This window comes from Neobacillus phoenicis, assembly GCF_047302305.1.
In the GTDB taxonomy this organism is placed as follows: domain Bacteria; phylum Bacillota; class Bacilli; order Bacillales; family Cytobacillaceae; genus Neobacillus.
Genome location: NZ_CP154847.1, coordinates 2,972,418 through 2,990,338, shown reverse-complemented (window position 1 = coordinate 2,990,338; position 17,921 = coordinate 2,972,418). Strand labels below are relative to the sequence as shown.

15 protein-coding genes are annotated in these 17,921 nt (G+C 37.5%); 11 read left to right on the top strand and 4 right to left on the bottom strand.

What is annotated here, in order from left to right:
- The first annotated feature begins 199 nt into the window (after positions 1-199).
- The 8 genes from parE to AA0X95_RS15490 all read left to right on the top strand — a co-directional run bounded on the left by parE (position 200) and on the right by AA0X95_RS15490 (position 10,742).
- Positions 200-2,179 (top strand): DNA topoisomerase IV subunit B, encoded by a 1,980-nt coding sequence (gene parE, locus AA0X95_RS15525; protein WP_413299316.1) that lies wholly within the window; start codon positions 200-202, stop codon positions 2,177-2,179.
- Positions 2,176-4,614, top strand: a complete 2,439-nt coding sequence (gene parC / locus AA0X95_RS15520; RefSeq protein WP_413299314.1) for a DNA topoisomerase IV subunit A — start codon at positions 2,176-2,178, stop codon at positions 4,612-4,614. The genes parE and parC overlap by 4 nt, the downstream gene beginning before the upstream one ends.
- 98 nt (positions 4,615-4,712) lie before the next feature.
- Positions 4,713-5,471, top strand: a complete 759-nt coding sequence (locus AA0X95_RS15515) for a hypothetical protein (protein ID WP_413299312.1) — start codon at positions 4,713-4,715, stop codon at positions 5,469-5,471.
- A gap of 90 nt (positions 5,472-5,561) precedes the next feature.
- On the top strand, positions 5,562-6,017 hold the full coding sequence (locus AA0X95_RS15510; RefSeq protein ID WP_413299310.1) for a staygreen family protein: 456 nt from the start codon (positions 5,562-5,564) through the stop codon (positions 6,015-6,017).
- A gap of 168 nt (positions 6,018-6,185) precedes the next feature.
- Positions 6,186-7,913: an ABC transporter ATP-binding protein gene (locus tag AA0X95_RS15505; RefSeq protein ID WP_413299308.1), complete on the top strand. Its 1,728-nt coding sequence runs from the start codon at positions 6,186-6,188 to the stop codon at positions 7,911-7,913.
- On the top strand, positions 7,910-9,811 hold the full coding sequence (locus tag AA0X95_RS15500; protein ID WP_413299306.1) for an ABC transporter ATP-binding protein: 1,902 nt from the start codon (positions 7,910-7,912) through the stop codon (positions 9,809-9,811). The genes AA0X95_RS15505 and AA0X95_RS15500 overlap by 4 nt, the downstream gene beginning before the upstream one ends.
- Before the next feature lie 308 nt (positions 9,812-10,119).
- Complete coding sequence (locus AA0X95_RS15495; RefSeq protein WP_413299304.1) at positions 10,120-10,296, top strand: antitoxin VbhA family protein; 177 nt, start codon at positions 10,120-10,122, stop codon at positions 10,294-10,296.
- A 20-nt stretch (positions 10,297-10,316) separates the two neighbouring features.
- Positions 10,317-10,742, top strand: coding sequence for a PH domain-containing protein (locus tag AA0X95_RS15490; RefSeq protein ID WP_413299302.1), 426 nt, complete (start codon positions 10,317-10,319; stop codon positions 10,740-10,742).
- A 120-nt stretch (positions 10,743-10,862) separates the two neighbouring features.
- Here AA0X95_RS15490 and AA0X95_RS15485 read toward each other — a convergent pair whose 3' ends face one another.
- From AA0X95_RS15485 to AA0X95_RS15470, 4 genes are all read right to left on the bottom strand, one after another.
- The gene (locus tag AA0X95_RS15485) at positions 10,863-11,234 is read right to left on the bottom strand and encodes an rRNA methyltransferase (RefSeq protein WP_413299300.1); all 372 of its coding nucleotides are present in this window, start codon (positions 11,232-11,234) and stop codon (positions 10,863-10,865) included.
- A gap of 29 nt (positions 11,235-11,263) precedes the next feature.
- A complete protein-coding gene (locus AA0X95_RS15480; protein ID WP_413299298.1) occupies positions 11,264-11,476 on the bottom strand; it encodes a hypothetical protein in 213 nt (70 codons plus the stop codon).
- A gap of 148 nt (positions 11,477-11,624) precedes the next feature.
- A complete protein-coding gene (xerS, locus tag AA0X95_RS15475) occupies positions 11,625-12,704 on the bottom strand; it encodes a tyrosine recombinase XerS (protein WP_413299296.1) in 1,080 nt (359 codons plus the stop codon).
- 179 nt (positions 12,705-12,883) lie between these two features.
- Complete coding sequence (locus AA0X95_RS15470) at positions 12,884-14,134, bottom strand: ATP-binding protein (RefSeq protein ID WP_413299294.1); 1,251 nt, start codon at positions 14,132-14,134, stop codon at positions 12,884-12,886.
- A 170-nt stretch (positions 14,135-14,304) separates the two neighbouring features.
- On the opposite strand from AA0X95_RS15470, the gene AA0X95_RS15465 reads away from it, so the two are divergent.
- The 3 genes from AA0X95_RS15465 to AA0X95_RS15455 all read left to right on the top strand — a co-directional run bounded on the left by AA0X95_RS15465 (position 14,305) and on the right by AA0X95_RS15455 (position 17,896).
- A complete protein-coding gene (locus tag AA0X95_RS15465) occupies positions 14,305-14,976 on the top strand; it encodes a helix-turn-helix domain-containing protein (protein ID WP_413299292.1) in 672 nt (223 codons plus the stop codon).
- A gap of 298 nt (positions 14,977-15,274) precedes the next feature.
- Positions 15,275-16,474, top strand: a complete 1,200-nt coding sequence (locus AA0X95_RS15460) for an iron-containing alcohol dehydrogenase (protein WP_413299290.1) — start codon at positions 15,275-15,277, stop codon at positions 16,472-16,474.
- Positions 16,475-16,525: 51 nt separating this feature from the next.
- Positions 16,526-17,896 (top strand): aldehyde dehydrogenase, encoded by a 1,371-nt coding sequence (locus AA0X95_RS15455; RefSeq protein ID WP_413299288.1) that lies wholly within the window; start codon positions 16,526-16,528, stop codon positions 17,894-17,896.
- Positions 17,897-17,921 lie beyond the last annotated feature (25 nt).

Here is a 17,921-nt window from a genome sequence, read left to right as displayed (position 1 = left end):
GTATTTGCCAAATATAAATAAATCGCTACAATTAAGCATAGACGTCACAAGAACATGTGATAAAATAAATAGTGGCAAACATGGGTTCTATTCTATTTTTTAAAGGATTAATGACTCATTTAAGCGAATGATTAAATTGTAAGTTTATAAAGCAATTAGAAGGTTTTTTCTTTTTGTAGGGTATGAAAGGGGTATTTTAGTGGCAAGAACTCAGCAAGCTTTTGATTATAATGATGATGCCATACAGGTGCTGGAAGGGTTAGAAGCCGTCAGAAAGCGCCCGGGAATGTACATTGGCAGTACGGATGCACGAGGACTGCACCATCTCGTGTATGAGATCGTGGATAACTCTGTCGATGAAGTGCTAGCTGGCTTTGGTGATCACATTATTGTAAAAATACACAAAAATAATTCCATTAGTGTTATTGATAGAGGACGTGGAATGCCTACAGGAATGCACAAAATGGGAAAACCCACACCTGAGGTCATACTAACAGTCCTTCATGCAGGCGGTAAGTTCGGCCAAGGCGGTTATAAGACAAGCGGTGGTTTACACGGTGTTGGTGCTTCTGTTGTAAATGCATTATCAGAGTGGTTAACCGTTACCATTAAGAGGGACGGATTTATTTATGAGCAGAGGTTTGAAAATGGCGGTAAGCCAGTAACTACGCTTGAAAAAATCGGTAAAACGAATCAAACAGGAACAACGATTCACTTTAAGCCGGATCCATCTATTTTTTCAACCACAACGTATAATTTTGAAACTTTATGTGAGAGGTTAAGAGAATCAGCCTTCTTGCTAAAAGGACTGAAAATCGAAATTATTGACGATAGAAATGGATTTCACGAAGTGTTCCACTTTGAAAATGGAATTGAAGCATTTGTTGAATACCTAAACGAAGAGAAGGATACTCTCCACCATGTTGTCAGCTTTGAAGGAACACAGAATGGAATTGAAGTAGAATTTGCATTCCAATTTAATGATGGTTATTCCGAAAATGTCCTTTCGTTTGTTAACAATGTTCGCACAAAGGATGGCGGAACGCACGAAGCTGGTTCTAAAACGGCAATGACCCGTGTTTTCAATGATTATGCTAGAAAAGTATCGCTTTTAAAAGAAAAAGACAAAAATCTTGATGGAGCCGATATTCGTGAGGGCTTAGCAGCGATTATTTCCGTTAGGATCCCTGAAGAATTGCTCCAGTTCGAAGGACAAACTAAAGGGAAATTAGGTACTAGTGAAGCAAGATCATCGGTTGATGCTGTTGTTTCGGAACATCTCTCTTATTTCCTTGAAGAAAATCCTGACATTAGTTCTTTACTCATTAAGAAATCTATTAAAGCATACCAAGCGCGTGAAGCAGCAAGAAAAGCTCGTGAGGATGCAAGAAGCGGAAAGAAAAGGAAACGGTCAGAAGCAGTCTTATCTGGGAAACTGACTCCGGCCCAATCAAGAAATCCTCTAAAAAACGAGCTTTATCTGGTTGAGGGTGACTCTGCAGGTGGATCAGCAAAGCAAGGCCGTGACCGTCGTTTCCAGGCAGTACTGCCACTTCGTGGTAAAGTGATTAACACGGAAAAAGCAAAGCTCGCTGATATTTTTAAAAACGAAGAAATTAATACCATCATCCATGCAATCGGCGGCGGTGTTGGTTCAGACTTCAACGTAGAGGATATCAATTATGATAAAGTCGTTATCATGACAGATGCTGATACAGATGGTGCCCATATTCAGGTATTGTTGCTTACATTCTTTTATCGTTATATGAAACCATTGCTAGAAGCAGGAAAAGTATTTATTGCCCTTCCACCGCTGTATAAAGTGAGTAAAGGAACGGGTAAAAAAGAAATCATTGAATATGCCTGGAATGAAGATGAGCTTCAGGATGCCATGAAAAAGGTTGGTAGAGGCTATATTATTCAACGTTATAAAGGACTCGGAGAAATGAATGCCGATCAGTTATGGGAAACAACCATGGACCCAGAAACTAGAACACTGATTCGAGTGAAAATTGATGATGCTGCAAGAGCGGAACGCCGTGTAACCACCCTGATGGGCGATAAGGTAGAACCGCGCCGTAAATGGATTGAAAGTAATGTGGCATTTGGTTTAGAAGAGGATGACACCATATTGGAAAATGAAAATATAACGGTCTCTGAGGAGGGTTCTGAAGGATGAGCGCAACAGAAAAATTCCGTGACTTACCTCTAGAAGATGTACTTGGCGATCGTTTTGGTAGATATAGTAAATATATTATTCAAGAGCGTGCCCTGCCAGATGCCAGGGACGGTCTAAAGCCCGTACAGCGAAGAATTCTTTATGCTATGCATGTGGAAGGAAATACGTTCGATAAAGGCTTTCGTAAATCAGCCAAAACAGTAGGAAACGTAATTGGTAACTATCATCCGCATGGTGACTCTTCCGTGTATGAAGCAATGGTCCGGATGAGTCAGGATTGGAAGGTTAGAAACGTTCTTGTTCAAATGCATGGAAATAACGGTAGTGTAGACGGTGACCCGCCTGCGGCTATGCGTTACACAGAAGCTCGACTTTCGGCTATCGCTGCAGAACTGTTACGTGATATAGAGAAGCAAACGGTAGAATTTATTCCAAACTTTGATGATACATCAAAGGAACCTACCGTTTTACCTGCGATGTTTCCAAACCTCCTTGTAAACGGGTCTACCGGGATATCTGCTGGATATGCTACGGATATTCCACCGCACCATCTGGGGGAAATCATTGATGGAGTAATCATGAGAATGGAACAACCTGATGTTTCAGTCGATGACCTCATGACGATTGTCAAAGGCCCCGACTTTCCAACGGGTGGGATCATTCAGGGAATTGATGGGATAAAAAAAGCCTATGAAACTGGTAAAGGCAAAATTATCGTCCGAGGCAAGGCCGAAATTGAAGAAGTTCGCGGTGGAAAGCAGCAAATTGTAATCACTGAAATTCCTTACGAGGTCAATAAGGCTAACCTTGTCAAAAAAATGGATGAATTCCGCCTTGACCGGAAAGTCGAAGGAATGTCTGAGGTTAGGGATGAGACAGACCGTACTGGTCTACGAATCGTTATAGAGTTGAAAAAAGATGCCGATGCAGAAGGTGTTTTGAACTATTTATATAAAAATAGTGATCTTCAAGTAACCTATAACTTTAATATGGTTGCGATTCATAATAAACGTCCAAAATTAATGGGACTTAGAGAGCTACTTGATGCTTATATCGCACATCAAAAAGAAGTAGTTACAAAACGAACCCAATTTGACCTAAACAAGGCAAAGGAACGCCAACACATCGTTGAAGGATTAATGAAAGCATTATCCATCCTTGATGAGGTTATTGCCACGATCCGTGCATCTAAAGATAAGCGTGATGCGAAGGACAATTTAATTGCAAAATATGCGTTTACCGAATTACAGGCAGAAGCGATTGTTTCTTTACAGCTTTATCGCTTAACAAATACAGATATCACTGCTTTAAGACAGGAAGCAGAAGAATTAGCCAAAAAAATCGAAGAGCTTACTAGCATCTTAGCTAGTGAAAAAAAGCTTTTATCTGTCATTAAAAAAGAGTTAAAAGATGTGAAAAAGCGCTTTGCTGATGAGCGCCGATCTAAGATTGAAGCAGAAATCGAAGAATTGAAAATTAATCTAGAAGTAACCGTACCAAGTGAAGATGTTATTGTAACAGTCACGAAGGAAGGTTATGTAAAGCGGACAAGTCAGCGTTCGTACGCTGCTTCCAATGGACAAGATTTAGCAATGAAGGATTCCGACCGATTATTTGCACAGCTCGATATGAATACAAAGGATGTCCTTCTCCTCTTCACGAACAAAGGGAATTACTTATTCTGCCCTGTTCATGAACTGCCTGATATCCGCTGGAAGGATCTCGGACAGCATGTGGCCAATATTATTCCAATTGAACGGGACGAAGAAATTATCAAAGCCCTTCCGATTAAGGATTTTGAAACGGAAGCCTTCTTAGTATTTGTTACTAAAAACGGTATGGTAAAGAAAACAGAGCTTAAAGCATATAAAGCACAGCGCTATTCCAAGCCGCTGGTTGCTGTGAATCTTAAAGACGATGACCACGTGATTGACGTACACCTAACAGATGGAACAAAGGAAGTATTTATGATTACCAACTTTGGGTATGCCCTATGGTTCCATGAGGAAGAAATTAGTATTGTCGGTCAACGTGCCGCTGGTGTGAAAGGTATCAATTTAAAGGATGGTGACTTTGTAGTTGGCGGTAAACTGATTACTCCGGACAGCAAAGAAAGCATTGTCATTTCAACACAGCGTGGCTCTGTGAAGAGGATGAAGTTAAAAGAATTCGAAAAATCCTCTCGTGCTAAACGAGGTGTTGTTATATTAAGAGAACTTAAATCCAACCCGCACCGAGTGATGGGCTTCGTGGTAGCTAATGATCCAGATATAATCTTTATTCAAACAGAAAAAGGCTATATAGAAACCCTTAAAACAGAAGATATTCGCTTTAGTGACCGGTACTCAAATGGTTCGTTTATCCTTGATGAAGGTGAAAACGGCAAGGTTAGTAACGTTTGGAAAGAGGAAACTCCTCAAAATACAAATGAATAAAACGGTAAATGGACTCTCTAAAATTTAGAGAGTCTTTTTTTCATCATTTTTCCATTTCTGGACATACTAGATATTAACAAGGTTTGGAGGGGAAATCGATGAAAAAAGAGATGCTGCTTGCTATGGTTGCGTGTTTTTTTATATCTTTAACTGCCATTACCGGAGTCTACGCAATTGAAAAAAGTAAGGAAACAGTAACGTTATCTAAAGAAGAAATGGATATTACTGGAGATGGAAAAGATGATGTTATTCTGTTAAAGGGAGTTCCCTATGATGAAGAGGATTCCTTTTTAAAAAGAATTTATCTTGAAGTGGCCGCTTCTAATGAGAAAACCTATACCATTTCATTAGAAAGTGGTTCAAAGGCTTCCGTTCAATTTATTGACCTAAACAATGATGGTGTAAAGGACTTATTTACGAGTGTGTTATCGGAAGAGAATGAAGGAACCGTATTAAACCTTCTATACTCTTTAAAAGACTTTGAAGTTACCAAATTACCGGTACCTGAACCACTTGAGATGGAGAGTCATTTTTTAAATAATTTTAAGGCGGAAATCCGATTAGCTCAAACTGGAAAGTCATATATATTCGATCTAAAAGATCGCAAGAATTATTATAAGAAAATGGGGGTCTATTATAAAGGAAAATTAAATGAACCAACTGAATTAACAGTCAATACCTTTAGCAGTCTGAATCCAGTCACACTTGAGGGAGAGATAAAAGGGCTAAAAGGGACACAACGCGTAACGGGTATTGCAAATGGAGACTCGATTGCATTGGTTGAATCTACTTGGATATTTGACAACGGTCATTGGAGAATGCTTTTTAGCGATGTAAAAAAGGACCAGCCAAATTAACTATACTGTATATCCATGAAATAGGCATTTGTCACGAAAAGGTTGAAGTTTCATATACTAAGGTAGCTCTTTTGAAAGGAGGAAGCTTTGATGAGCGTCTTCATTCCTTCAAAATTATCGGTAAGCTATCATGCCCCCGCTACCCCTTTTCGCCCTGTAGAGGGAAGAAAATATACACTCACACATTCCGATACCACAGGACAGCTATTTCTAACAATTGGCTGTGAATACAATTTTAGTGCTATTAACTACAGTATGCGTGATGAGGTACTTGCTGAGTGGATACCCCAATTTGGGGAATATTCATTGTGTGCTCGAGTTTATGTAAGCGGTGGCGAATATGATGAAAACTACACAAAAGTACGTTTTATGATTTTTCAAAAGGAATTAAATTTAGCATTAAAAGCAATGGTTAATGGGGACCAGGCATTATATTCAAACTTCCCATGGCTGTTGGATGCGCCAATCTATGTTCATTTTGAATCTATTTTTCCTCCATTTAATCAGGTTATATTTTACGGTACACCAAGGAACTATTTGATTTAGAGATATTAAAAACACAGGAAAACCTGTGTTTTTTTTGTGCGGAAAACAACTAATCTTGTTAAAATTTGACCAAATTTTTCATGGGGAATATACTTAATTCACTAATGCTGAAAAGGGAAGTAGTAACAATATTTTTTCAATTTTGTAGGAAAAAGGAAGTGAAGATTTTTGTTAAAACTAACAAAATACTTAAGACCATTTCAGCAGCCAATCTACCTGGTACTTTTTCTTGTTCTTCTACAGTCATTAGCTGAGCTTTATTTGCCAACGTTAATGTCCGATATAGTTGACAAGGGCGTTGTAACAGGAGATACGCACTACATATGGAAAATTGGCGGTTTAATGTTGCTCGTAGCCGCTGGAGGAATGATTTGTTCAATTGCAGCTAGTTTTTTTTCAGCGAAGGCCGCATCAGGTTTTGGAAAATTATTGCGTTCTAGCGTATTTTCTCACGTAAGCCAATTTTCTTTACATGAATTTGATTTACTAGGCACCTCTTCATTGATTACAAGAACAACGAACGACATTACCCAAATCCAACAGGTGCTTGTAATGATGCTGAGAATGATGGCCATGGCACCAATGATGTGTATTGGCGGGATTATTATGGCCTATTCCAAGGATACCAAATTGACACTAGTGTTGGCAGTGTCTTTGCCCATTCTTGTGCTTGCCATTGTAATCATCGCTAGGAAAGGGATCCCGCTTTTTAAAGCCATGCAGGTTAAACTGGATAAACTTAACCGGGTTTTACGCGAGAACTTAACAGGAATTCGCGTTATTCGTTCCTTTAATCGGACTGAACACGAGAAAAAGAGGTTTAATGAAGCCAACTGGGATTTAACACAAACTGCTATTAAAGTAAATAAAATTATGGCAGCTATGATGCCAATTATGATGCTCGTTCTTAATCTTTCTACCGTAGCTATTATCTGGTTTGGTGGTCTTCGTATTAGTAACGGTCATATGCAGGTGGGAGATATGATGGCATTTATTCAATATGCCATGCAAATCATGTTCTCGTTTCTCATGCTTTCTATGATGTTTGTCATGATCCCACGGGCCTCCGTTTCAGCTGTCAGAATAAACGAGGTGCTTGAAACTGTCGCGGATATTAATGACCGGTCTATATCTATGCCCGTAGAAAGTGTGCGAGGTCTTGTAGAATTCAAAGATGTCACGTTTAGTTATCCTGGAGCAGAAATGCCAGCAATCGAGAATATATCGTTTAAAACGAAGCCTGGAGAGATAACTGCCTTAATAGGCGGAACAGGGTCTGGAAAATCAACACTCGTTAACTTGATCCCACGTTTTTATGATGTGGATAGTGGCACAGTCCTGGTAGATGGTGTAGATGTGCGTCAAATAACGCAGGAACGGCTACGAGAAAAGATTGGCTTTGTTCCTCAGCAGGCCGTACTATTTACCGGGACAATATCGGAAAATATCCGTTACGGTAAAGAAAATGCAACAGTGGATGAAATGAAGCATGCTGCTAATATCGCACAAGCAACTGAATTTATTTCTACAATGGATGAGGGCTTTGATGCGAAGATTACCCAGGGGGGAACAAATGTTTCTGGTGGTCAAAAACAGCGCTTATCCATCGCTCGTGCACTTGTGCGAAAACCAGAGATTTATATTTTTGATGATAGTTTTTCCGCATTGGACTTTAAAACAGATGCCAAACTGCGCTCTGCATTAAAACAGGAAACGGGTGAATCCACCGTATTAATTGTTGCGCAACGTGTGAGTACGATTATGGATGCAGACCAAATCATTGTACTAGATAATGGTCGAATCTCTGGCATAGGTACACATAAAGAACTTTTGGATAAAAGTCCGGTATATCGTGAAATCGTAATGTCTCAGCTTTCCGAGGAGGAGATAGCATGAGTAGAGAGTCGAAGAAACAGGACGCTGTACCAGGTGCAGGTGCTCGGAGACCAGGTCCTGGAGGCGGATTCGGCCCAATGGGAATGGGGATGCCTGTCCAAAAAGCAAAGGATTTCAAAGGAACACTTAGAAGATTAATAGGATACTTAAGACCCTATAAACTACAGCTTCTTTCTGTTTTACTCACCGCAATGATCAGCACAGTATTCGCTATTGTCAGCCCCAAAATTATGGGTAAGGCAACAACCAAGCTGTTTGAAGGCTTAATGCTGAAGCTAAAAGGGGTACCTGGCGCAAAGATAGATTTTGAGTATATTGGTCATATCATAATTTTATTAATTGGTCTTTATCTATTGAGTGCCATTTTTGCCTATATTCAGCAGTATATTATGGCCGGAGTCGCTCAAAAAACCGTCTATCACTTGCGTAATGAAGTGGAAGAAAAACTTAACCGACTGCCGCTAAAATACTTTGATTCCCGGACACATGGGGAGATCCTCAGCCGTGCAGTGAATGATATAGATAATATTAGTACTACTTTGCAGCAAAGCTTAACACAGCTCATTACTTCGGTTGTCACATTAATTGGAGTAATTGTGATGATGCTATCAATTAGTCCGTTGATGACACTCATCGTGGTTGTCACTTTACCATTGAGCTTTATTGCCACTGCAAAAATCGCAAAAAAATCACAACAGTTTTTCAAAGAACAACAAAAATCGCTTGGACAGCTTAATGGGCATGTTGAAGAAATGTATACAGGTCATAAAGTTATTAAGGTATTTGGGCATGAAAAAAAGTCCATTGAACAATTTGAGGGGATCAATGAAAAGCTCTATCAAGCAGGCTGGAAAGCGCAATTTGTTTCTGGCATGATTATGCCTTTAATGTCATTTATCAATAATATTGGCTATGTTTTAGTATCCGTTGCTGGCGGTATTTTAGTTACAAAAAAAGCGATTGAGATAGGAGATATTCAGGCCTTTATACAATACACCAGACAATTTTCCCAGCCAATCGCTCAAACAGCATCGATTGCAAATGTCATTCAGTCCACGGTTGCGAGTGCAGAACGGGTGTTCGAGATATTAGACGAGACCGAAGAGGTGCCTGAAGCGGTTGAGGCTCTCGTGATTGATTCTCCTAAGGGTGACGTAGCATTTGAAAATGTCTCATTTGGATATAAAGAAAGCGAACTGATAATTGAAAACATGAATATTGAAGTAGAAAGCGGCCAAACGGTGGCGATTGTAGGACCAACCGGTGCTGGTAAAACGACACTTATTAATTTATTGATGCGATTTTATGAAATAAACGAGGGTAGGATATTGATAGATGGCATTGATATTAGAAAGTTAAAACGTGCACACCTAAGGAGTTTTTTCGGTATGGTGCTGCAGGACACCTGGCTTTTCAACAGCTCGATTCGTGACAATATCGCGTACGGTAAAGAGGGAGCAACCGAAGAGAAAATTATTTCAGCGGCACAAGCGGCTAACGCCGACCATTTTATCCGCACATTACCCGAAGGTTATGATACGATTTTGAATGAAGAAGCATCTAATATCTCTCAAGGACAGAAGCAGCTATTAACGATTGCTAGGGCGATTCTAGCAAACCCCGCTATTTTGATTTTAGATGAAGCAACCAGCAGTGTAGATACTCGAACGGAAGTGCAGATTCAGCGGGCCATGAATCATTTGATGAAGGGACGCACGAGCTTTATTATTGCACACCGGTTATCAACGATTCGAGATGCTGATCTGATTCTTGTGATGAATAATGGAAGTGTGATTGAAAAAGGGAATCACGCAGAGTTGTTAGCAAGTGGTGGCTTTTATGCTGATTTGTATAATAGTCAGTTTACTGGTAATGGTGGAATAAAGGATGTAGGATAGTGTGGTTGATTGACGCGTTTAGGGAGTCTAGCGGACTTTCTAGACGTTTTTTTTGTAACTTTTGGGGTAGTGGGTCGTAGATAAGAGGCAGGGGTTATATGTGGATTTGGTAGTATTATCCATAATTTGTAGAATTCCTTTGCGCCTATATGCCATTTGTAGATAAAAATCAATTTTATGTAGAAATCCATTGATTTTGTGTAGAAAAAGCGTAAATATGTGTAGAATTCCTATTATTTTGTGTAGAAAAATAATATCATGTAGAAATCTTTTAATTTCGTGTAGAAAAATTAAATGAGGTGGCCATTATGAATGAAAAAATCGAAAATGCGATGAAAAATGCTCGAGCTTCGTTAGAAATCGATGGATTATATCTAACAGAGGCTCAAATACAGTTGGTACGGGATCGACTTATGGGAAAAATCACAGAGGAGGAGTTTTTAAAAAAGGGATATGACATGGCAACCAATAAGGATAAAAAATAGGAGAAGGGAGGCCTAACGATATGCGGTTCTATTCAAAAAAAGGGATTATTACCGGGGTTCTCTTATGGGGGACTATACTCTTTCTAATAGGAGCATTCATTTTTCTTCCCGGAGGACCAGAGGGGATGGGGGAGATCACTACAACCATATTAACTACTATTTTATTAACCGCCTTTATTAGCTGGGTGTGGTTTGGAACGTATTATGAAATAAAAGGAGAACAATTAATCGTAGTCGGAGGACCATTTCGTTGGAAAATTGATATTATGTCAATCCATAGTATTCGAAAGACACTAAATCCATTATCAAGCCCAGCATTAACATTAAAACGGCTAGAATTACGATATGGCAAATACAATACGATTCTAATTTCACCTAAACATGAAAAGGAATTCTGTGAGATGATCAAAAAAATAAATACTAAGATTGAAATTAATCTAAACTAAAAATTTCACTCTGTCTCAATATCATAAGTATACTTGTGCATTGAGACAGTTTTTAATTTCATTTTCTTTTGTTCCTAGAATATGTATTATGTTCGGGGCGTTGTATAGAATCCCAAAATTTCACTCTATCCGATGTTTATAATTACTTTTTTTAGCCTTCTCCACATCAACAAAGTTAACACTATATTCGATTACATCATTAATAAATAAATCATGATTTTTTGCAAATTCTTTTACTTTATCTAAAAGGTCCTTGTCATAGGTTGTTTTGTATTGAACCCTGTCAGTAGGCCTTAATTCTTTGTTAAAGCTAATATAGCCTTTAGATAAAACATTTTGTAATCCGCTTTCAATCAAGTAGTTAATATGTGTATTATTGTTTGCTGCTACTTCATTTAAATCATTTATTACAGATCTACTAATGTTTGTTCTGAATTTAGTTCTCGAATTATCTGTTGTTTGAATCAACTTTCCATTTACTGATACCCACATTGCAATCACTCCTAATATTTAATATTGGCTTATTTTTCATTTAAACGTTGTGTCATATAATCCTTTTTATACGAATTGTAATAATCAATTTCATCATTATAAATTATTTTTGCTAGTTTAGGAAGTTCGTATTTTCCTTTAACCCAGACTCGGTATATCTGATTACCAGCATTACTGATTTGTAGACCATTTAAGTACATTTCAATGATTTGCTCGTTAGTAATATCTTTCTTTCTAGGCATTTAAACTTCCTCCTAATATAGAAGTAACCCAATTTAATTATACGAACAAATGTTCTTTTTTGTCAAAAAATAAAGAAATTATAACAAAAAAATCTGTATTTGCCTATTAATCGAAGCAAATACAGACCAGTAAAAATAAATGTCAAATTTAATCCTTCGGCATATCCATCTTATCAACAGCATCCTTTAGATCATCATTCCGTATATGTGTATATATCATCGTTGTTTGGATCGAAGAATGGCCTAATTGGCGTCTTAATTTCGGCACATCATTAATCTCTGAATGGTATCTGGTAGCAAATGAATGCCGCAGCTTATGTACCGATAACGCTGGTTTACCAAATGCTGCAGCATATTTTTCGATTAATTTTTCCACTGCACGTGCTGTGAGTCTACGAGATTTACCTTTAGGTCCCATGGGAGCCGAAATAAATAGCGCTTTATTATTCTTATCAATCTGGTATTTTGAAACTCTGACAGCCAAATATTCTTGTAAATCAGCCATCGCCACCTGGCTGAAATACACATATTGTTCTTTGTTTCCTTTACGAATCACTCTTGCTGTGAACTTGCTAAAATCAATATCGTCCACATCCAAGCCAACCAGCTCGGATAAACGGAGCCCAGAACCTAAAATTAACGAAACAATGGCCGTATCACGCTGCTGATTCATTTTATAAAAATGATAGATTCTCTTATTATCCTTGTTTAATTCTCCGTAATCATGCGCAATAAACGCTCTAAACTTCTCATATTCATCACCAAGAAGGATTTTACCTTCCATTTTGTTGGCGATTGTTTCCATGCTTTCCTTAATCTCATTAAATTCAATCTTAGCCATGACATTTCGATGGATATAGGGCTGTAAATCACGTGTTTCAGCGATATTCTGCAAATAGTTAAATAAGGATTTCAGAGCTGAAAGCTTTCGATTTACGGTGATTTCTTTGTTATTTAATTGATAATGTAAAAAGTTTAAGAAATTATCAACTTCGATCACAGTCATTTTCTCTAATTGTTCAAGTGGAATATCTTTAACATCGCCAGACCATAATTGCTCGCTGACCATCCAATTAAAAAAGATCTTGAAATCGTGACAATAGTTTAATAAAGATGCTGCCGAAAGCTTCCGTTGTTTATGATTGATATATTCAGCCACATACCAAGGCAATTCATTCAATAATTGCTGCAGTTTTTTATAATTTAATTGTTTTGTTTGATTAGCCATAAAATTCACCTCATCATTTATATATTCGACCTCCCCCATATATAACCCTTCTTTTATTACGTCAAATTTATATTTTACGTAATAATAAAATATTCCTCTTCTCCTAATGAGTCCTCAGCAACGGACAAAAAAATAATGACACAAAAATCTGTGTTCCAAGGAAATTTGTGTCATTACCTTTAAGATATCTCCGGTAAAAGAATAATAAATTCTGTTCCCTTATCTTTTTCACTATTCACATATATTTTCCCCTTGAATAAACGGACGATTTGGAAACTTATCATCATCCCTAGTCCAGTTCCACTTTCTTTTAAAGAATAAAACGGAGACCCAAGCCTATCAATTTGTTCTTTTGTCATACCGATTCCTTGGTCCTTAATGATAATCTTTATATATCCATCATTAGTTGATGAACATGTAATCCAAACAGTCCCACCATCCGGCATAGACTCAATCGCATTTTTTAATATATTTATCAAAGATTGGTTCAATTTTTGAGGATTAGCATATATCCAATAGTTATCACGAACATCCGTTTTAACCTCAACCTTATGATTCTTGGCATAACCTTGGATGATATTTGCTACTCGTTGTAACTGATAGCCAACTTCAATTTTTTCGAAATGATTTATTGAAGGTTTTCCAAAAGATAAAAAATCATTAATAATTTCATTTGCACGATCTAATTCTTCAATGGATAATTGGATATATTCCTTCTTTTTTTCAGGCAAATCAGGCTCATTTAATAGTTGCAGGAAGCCACGAGTAACTTGCATCGGATTTCTAATTTCATGAGCGAAAACACTTGTTAACTCACTTATAACCCGTAATTTCTCCGAATTTTGCATCTCTAACCGTAGCTGGTGAATCTCCCTTATATTTTCAATTAACACAGTGAAGACCCATGTTACGACAACTACAAAAATAAGATGAATCATCTGTACTTTAAGATACTCTGCGGAAAAACCTCTAAGAATACCAGAAAAAATAAGGCCAAACACACAGTAGTAAGAAGAAAGACTAACAGCAATTTTAACCCTTTTATCTTTTTTCGAACTTACAAACGAATTTTGAAAAAACAATATTACAGGTAGACAGAATAATAAGACAAGAACAGTATTATAAAATCCTATATTGAACCCAAAATATAGCCGAAAGATAATGATAACGGCTGATAGGCATATACCAGACCAAAATCCACCGTATAAGGTTCCAAATAATAGAGGAATAATTCTTAACTCCAAACGGGCATTTTGACCATAAGTCACTGGAAAGGACATGCAAAATAAGATTGATATTCCCCACAAAATGGTCATTATTAGGTTTCTATTTTTATCAGTCTTAACCCTCTCAGTAATAAATGTATAGTAGATAAATATGGGTATGACCATAAACGTCAATTGCAGTAAAAAATCCTTAATTATACTCATTTTCGTTACCTTTTCTTTTCTATTCTAAATCTCACTCTGATTCCATATTATACTTAAAAGGTGCAATTTGTCGACATTTGTTCTTTTGAACTAAAAAGTAGTATTTCTTTCCCCCTATATTTGATATCTTATAAATAACATAATGAAAACAGATCGTGAGGGCTACTGCAATGATCTTAACAAAAAGAAGACGTGAATTTTTGGATCAAATTTGCCGACAATATCATACAACCAATCTTCCTGTACATTATTCGGAGGTAGCAGAAGCAATTGGTGTGAGTAAATGGACAGCGTACGATGTGTTAAAAACCCTTGAAAGCCAAGGTCTTGTAAAAAGAAACTATTCCACTAATGAAAATGAAACAGGACGTTCAGTTGTAGTCTTCTCCCCTACTGAAATGGCAGAGGAAATGTTTCAAAAAGAACGAAGAGAAACATCAAATATGGAAGAATGGGAAGCTATTCTAAACCATATGACAGAATTAATTGAGAAAAATCAAGATCTGCCCTTAATGGATGCGATTCATAATATTATCACTCGCATGAAAACAGTCGAAGTTAAGCTGGAATTTTGTGCGTACTTCCTATGTGTCCTGATTTTATACTTAAATAGCTTAGGCAAAACAGTTAAGTGTCTCACCGTCAACATGGTCAATGCGTCAACCGAAACTAAAATGAAGCTTACTGTATTCGTCGGTGCGGTAATAGGAATGATCATTCAGTCTGTCAGTGATGAATTAAGTCCTGAAATGATTACATTAGTACAACAATTTTTCGACAATGTTAATCAATTAAATGGTGAGGAAATGCAGTTACTTATTGCGTTTATCGAGCAAAGCTAATCCCCCCTCCTCTTTACCACTGTTAGTCAGTCAGGACTACTTGACTGACTATTTTATTATTTAGGAATTAGTTTTTATTCTATACATATAATTTTCTGAATATTAATTATATTCATAAGACTCTCTTGACAATTATCAAATAATCACGTTATATAAGTTGTATACCCTTTTGTTTTTTGGTTTTTTGGGTATATCCAACCCCCTTTTTTGGGTCTTTTGTGTATCCTCCAGATTTACATATACTTCGTAGACTACTGTAAAAGGCAATCCTATATTTATATAAAAGCGAGGTAATGTTATGTATAAAGTCTATTGCAGAACCTTTCAAGGAGTGATGAAAACCACCTCCTACTTCTTACCCTGGAGTGATCCTGAAATATTAGAGGGAGAAAATAGTTTATATAAATTGCCGAAACGAATCAAAAGTCAAAATATTGAAAGCGTTTTAATTGTTACTGACCAAGGTATTGTGTCTGTTGGATTAATAGATGAATTTCTTGAAGCCTTACTAAAAGAAAAAATCAAATTCGTTGTGTATGACAAAACCGTACCGAACCCAACCATAGATAACATCGAGGAAGCTTTGGAACTGTATCATTACAACAATTGTAGCGGTATTGTTGCATTCGGTGGGGGCTCTCCCTTGGATTGCGCCAAAGGTGTTGGTGCACGGGTGGCTAGACCTAATAAAAGTATTCCTCAGATGAAGGGTATATTGAAGATTCTAAAGAAAATGCCGCCCCTTTTTGCCATTCCTACTACGGCTGGTACGGGAAGTGAAGCCACCATTGCAGCTGTGGTATCGAATAGTGAGACGCATGAAAAATATGCATTAATGGATCCTTCTCTACTCCCACATGTGGCAGTATTAGATCCTTTGCTAACGATTAACCTTCCCCCACATATCACAGCAGCTACGGGAATTGATGCTTTGACACATGCGGTTGAAGCTTATATCGGAAGAAGTAACACCAAAGAAACAAAAAAATATAGTATCGAAGCTGTAAAATTAATATTTGAAAATCTGTATGAAGCCTATTCTAACGGAACAAACATAATGGCACGTAAAAACATGCAAAAAGCTGCCTATTTGGCAGGTATGGCATTTACTAGAGCATACGTTGGTTATGTCCATGCAATCGCACATACATTAGGTGGTTTTTATTCAGTACCGCATGGTCTGGCAAATGCTGTCATTTTGCCATATGTACTAGAGTATTATGGGGATTCAGTCTATCAGCCGCTGTCAGAGCTTGCTGATTTAGTTGGACTCAGTTTACCTGGAGATACTATTGAACAAAAAGCACGTAAATTCATTGATGCTATAAAGGAACTGAATGCGAGATTAGAAATACCAAAAAAAATCAACGGAATTATCGATAATGATATCTCAGTAATGGTGGATCGAGCTTTTAAGGAAGCCAATCCTCTTTACCCTGTGCCGAAAATTCTCTATAAAGAGGACTTGAACACACTTTATCAGCTAATTAAAGAATAAAATACATTTCATTAGTTCTGAAATGTCAAATATAGCAAGGTGGTTGAACAAATGGAAAACTATAGCGCCCTGGTAGCTAAACAAAAATCTTACTTTCGTACGGAAATGACAAAAAATCTTGCTTTCCGCATCGATGCACTTCAGAAGCTACGAGCGGCTATTAAAGATAATGAAAACAAACTAATGGAAGCACTTAGAGCAGATTTAAACAAATCTGAGTTCGATGCGTATACCTCTGAAATTGGTTTTGTTCTAGAAGAATTACGATTTACGATTAAACATTTACGTTCTTGGGTGAAGCCAAAACGAGTTAAAACACCGCTCACCCATATAGGATCAACGAGTTACATTTATTCAGAACCATATGGCGTAACGTTGATTATCGCTCCATGGAATTATCCGTTTCAGTTAGCAATAGCACCTTTAATCGGTGCCATTGCTGCAGGAAACTGTGCAATCATCAAGCCTTCAGAGTTAACACCAAAAACATCTGAATTACTTGGGAAAATGATTAAAGAGTTATTCTCTGAGGAATTTGTTGCTGTGGTTCAAGGTGGTGTAGAGACTAGTCAGGCGTTGCTCCTGGAGAAGTTTGATTATATCTTCTTTACCGGAAGTGTACCTGTGGGAAAAGTAATTATGGAAGCTGCTGCGAAAAACTTGATCCCTGTGACATTAGAGCTTGGTGGTAAGAGCCCTTGTATTGTACACGAAGATGCTAATATAAAACTTGCTGCTAAACGTATTGCTTGGGGAAAATTCACTAATGCTGGTCAAACCTGTATTGCACCAGACTACTTATACATTCATAAAAACATCAAAGATCAATTCCTTCAACAATTTAAAGAGATAACAATGGAATTATATGGGATTAAACCATTAAACAATCCGAATTTTACTCGGATTGTAAGTGAACGTCATTTTGAACGATTAACTTCATTTTTAGATAACGGAAAACAGTATATGGGAGGTCAAACAAATAAAGACAAACTAAGCATCGAGCCGACCGTTCTTACTCAAATCACTTGGGAAGACCCGGTCATGCAGGATGAAATTTTTGGTCCGATCCTTCCTGTGCTTGAATACAGTAATCTACATGAAGTGATTGAGGGAATTCATCGTCATCCGAAACCGCTCGCCCTTTATATTTTCACAGAAAGTAATAGCCTCCAACAAGAGCTCTTAAACAGCGTCTCTTTTGGTGGAGGGTGTGTGAACGATACTGTTTACCACTTTGTTTCTCCTTACCTGCCATTTGGCGGCGTGGGAAATAGCGGCATCGGTGCTTATCATGGAAAAGGGAATTTTGATACGTTCTCCCATAATAAAAGCGTCCTTAAGCAAACGACCTTATTCGATATCCCCTTTCGCTACCCGAATGTAAAAAATGGACTACAAAAAATTAAGCTCTTTATGAAATAAAACAACTCGGCCTCTTTGATAGAGT

Excerpts from the sequence above, each read along its gene's own strand:
- parC (WP_413299314.1), top strand. The coding sequence starts at position 2,176 with ATGAGCGCAACAGAAAAATTCCGTGACTTACCTCTAGAAGATGTACTT.
- AA0X95_RS15515 (WP_413299312.1), top strand. The coding sequence starts at position 4,713 with ATGAAAAAAGAGATGCTGCTTGCTATGGTTGCGTGTTTTTTTATATCT.
- AA0X95_RS15510 (WP_413299310.1), top strand. The coding sequence starts at position 5,562 with ATGAGCGTCTTCATTCCTTCAAAATTATCGGTAAGCTATCATGCCCCC.
- AA0X95_RS15500 (WP_413299306.1), top strand. The coding sequence starts at position 7,910 with ATGAGTAGAGAGTCGAAGAAACAGGACGCTGTACCAGGTGCAGGTGCT.
- AA0X95_RS15495 (WP_413299304.1), top strand. The coding sequence starts at position 10,120 with ATGAATGAAAAAATCGAAAATGCGATGAAAAATGCTCGAGCTTCGTTA.
- AA0X95_RS15490 (WP_413299302.1), top strand. The coding sequence starts at position 10,317 with ATGCGGTTCTATTCAAAAAAAGGGATTATTACCGGGGTTCTCTTATGG.
- AA0X95_RS15485 (WP_413299300.1), bottom strand. The coding sequence starts at position 11,234 with ATGTGGGTATCAGTAAATGGAAAGTTGATTCAAACAACAGATAATTCG.
- AA0X95_RS15480 (WP_413299298.1), bottom strand. The coding sequence starts at position 11,476 with ATGCCTAGAAAGAAAGATATTACTAACGAGCAAATCATTGAAATGTAC.
- xerS (WP_413299296.1), bottom strand. The coding sequence starts at position 12,704 with ATGGCTAATCAAACAAAACAATTAAATTATAAAAAACTGCAGCAATTA.
- AA0X95_RS15470 (WP_413299294.1), bottom strand. The coding sequence starts at position 14,134 with ATGAGTATAATTAAGGATTTTTTACTGCAATTGACGTTTATGGTCATA.
- AA0X95_RS15465 (WP_413299292.1), top strand. The coding sequence starts at position 14,305 with ATGATCTTAACAAAAAGAAGACGTGAATTTTTGGATCAAATTTGCCGA.
- AA0X95_RS15460 (WP_413299290.1), top strand. The coding sequence starts at position 15,275 with ATGTATAAAGTCTATTGCAGAACCTTTCAAGGAGTGATGAAAACCACC.
- AA0X95_RS15455 (WP_413299288.1), top strand. The coding sequence starts at position 16,526 with ATGGAAAACTATAGCGCCCTGGTAGCTAAACAAAAATCTTACTTTCGT.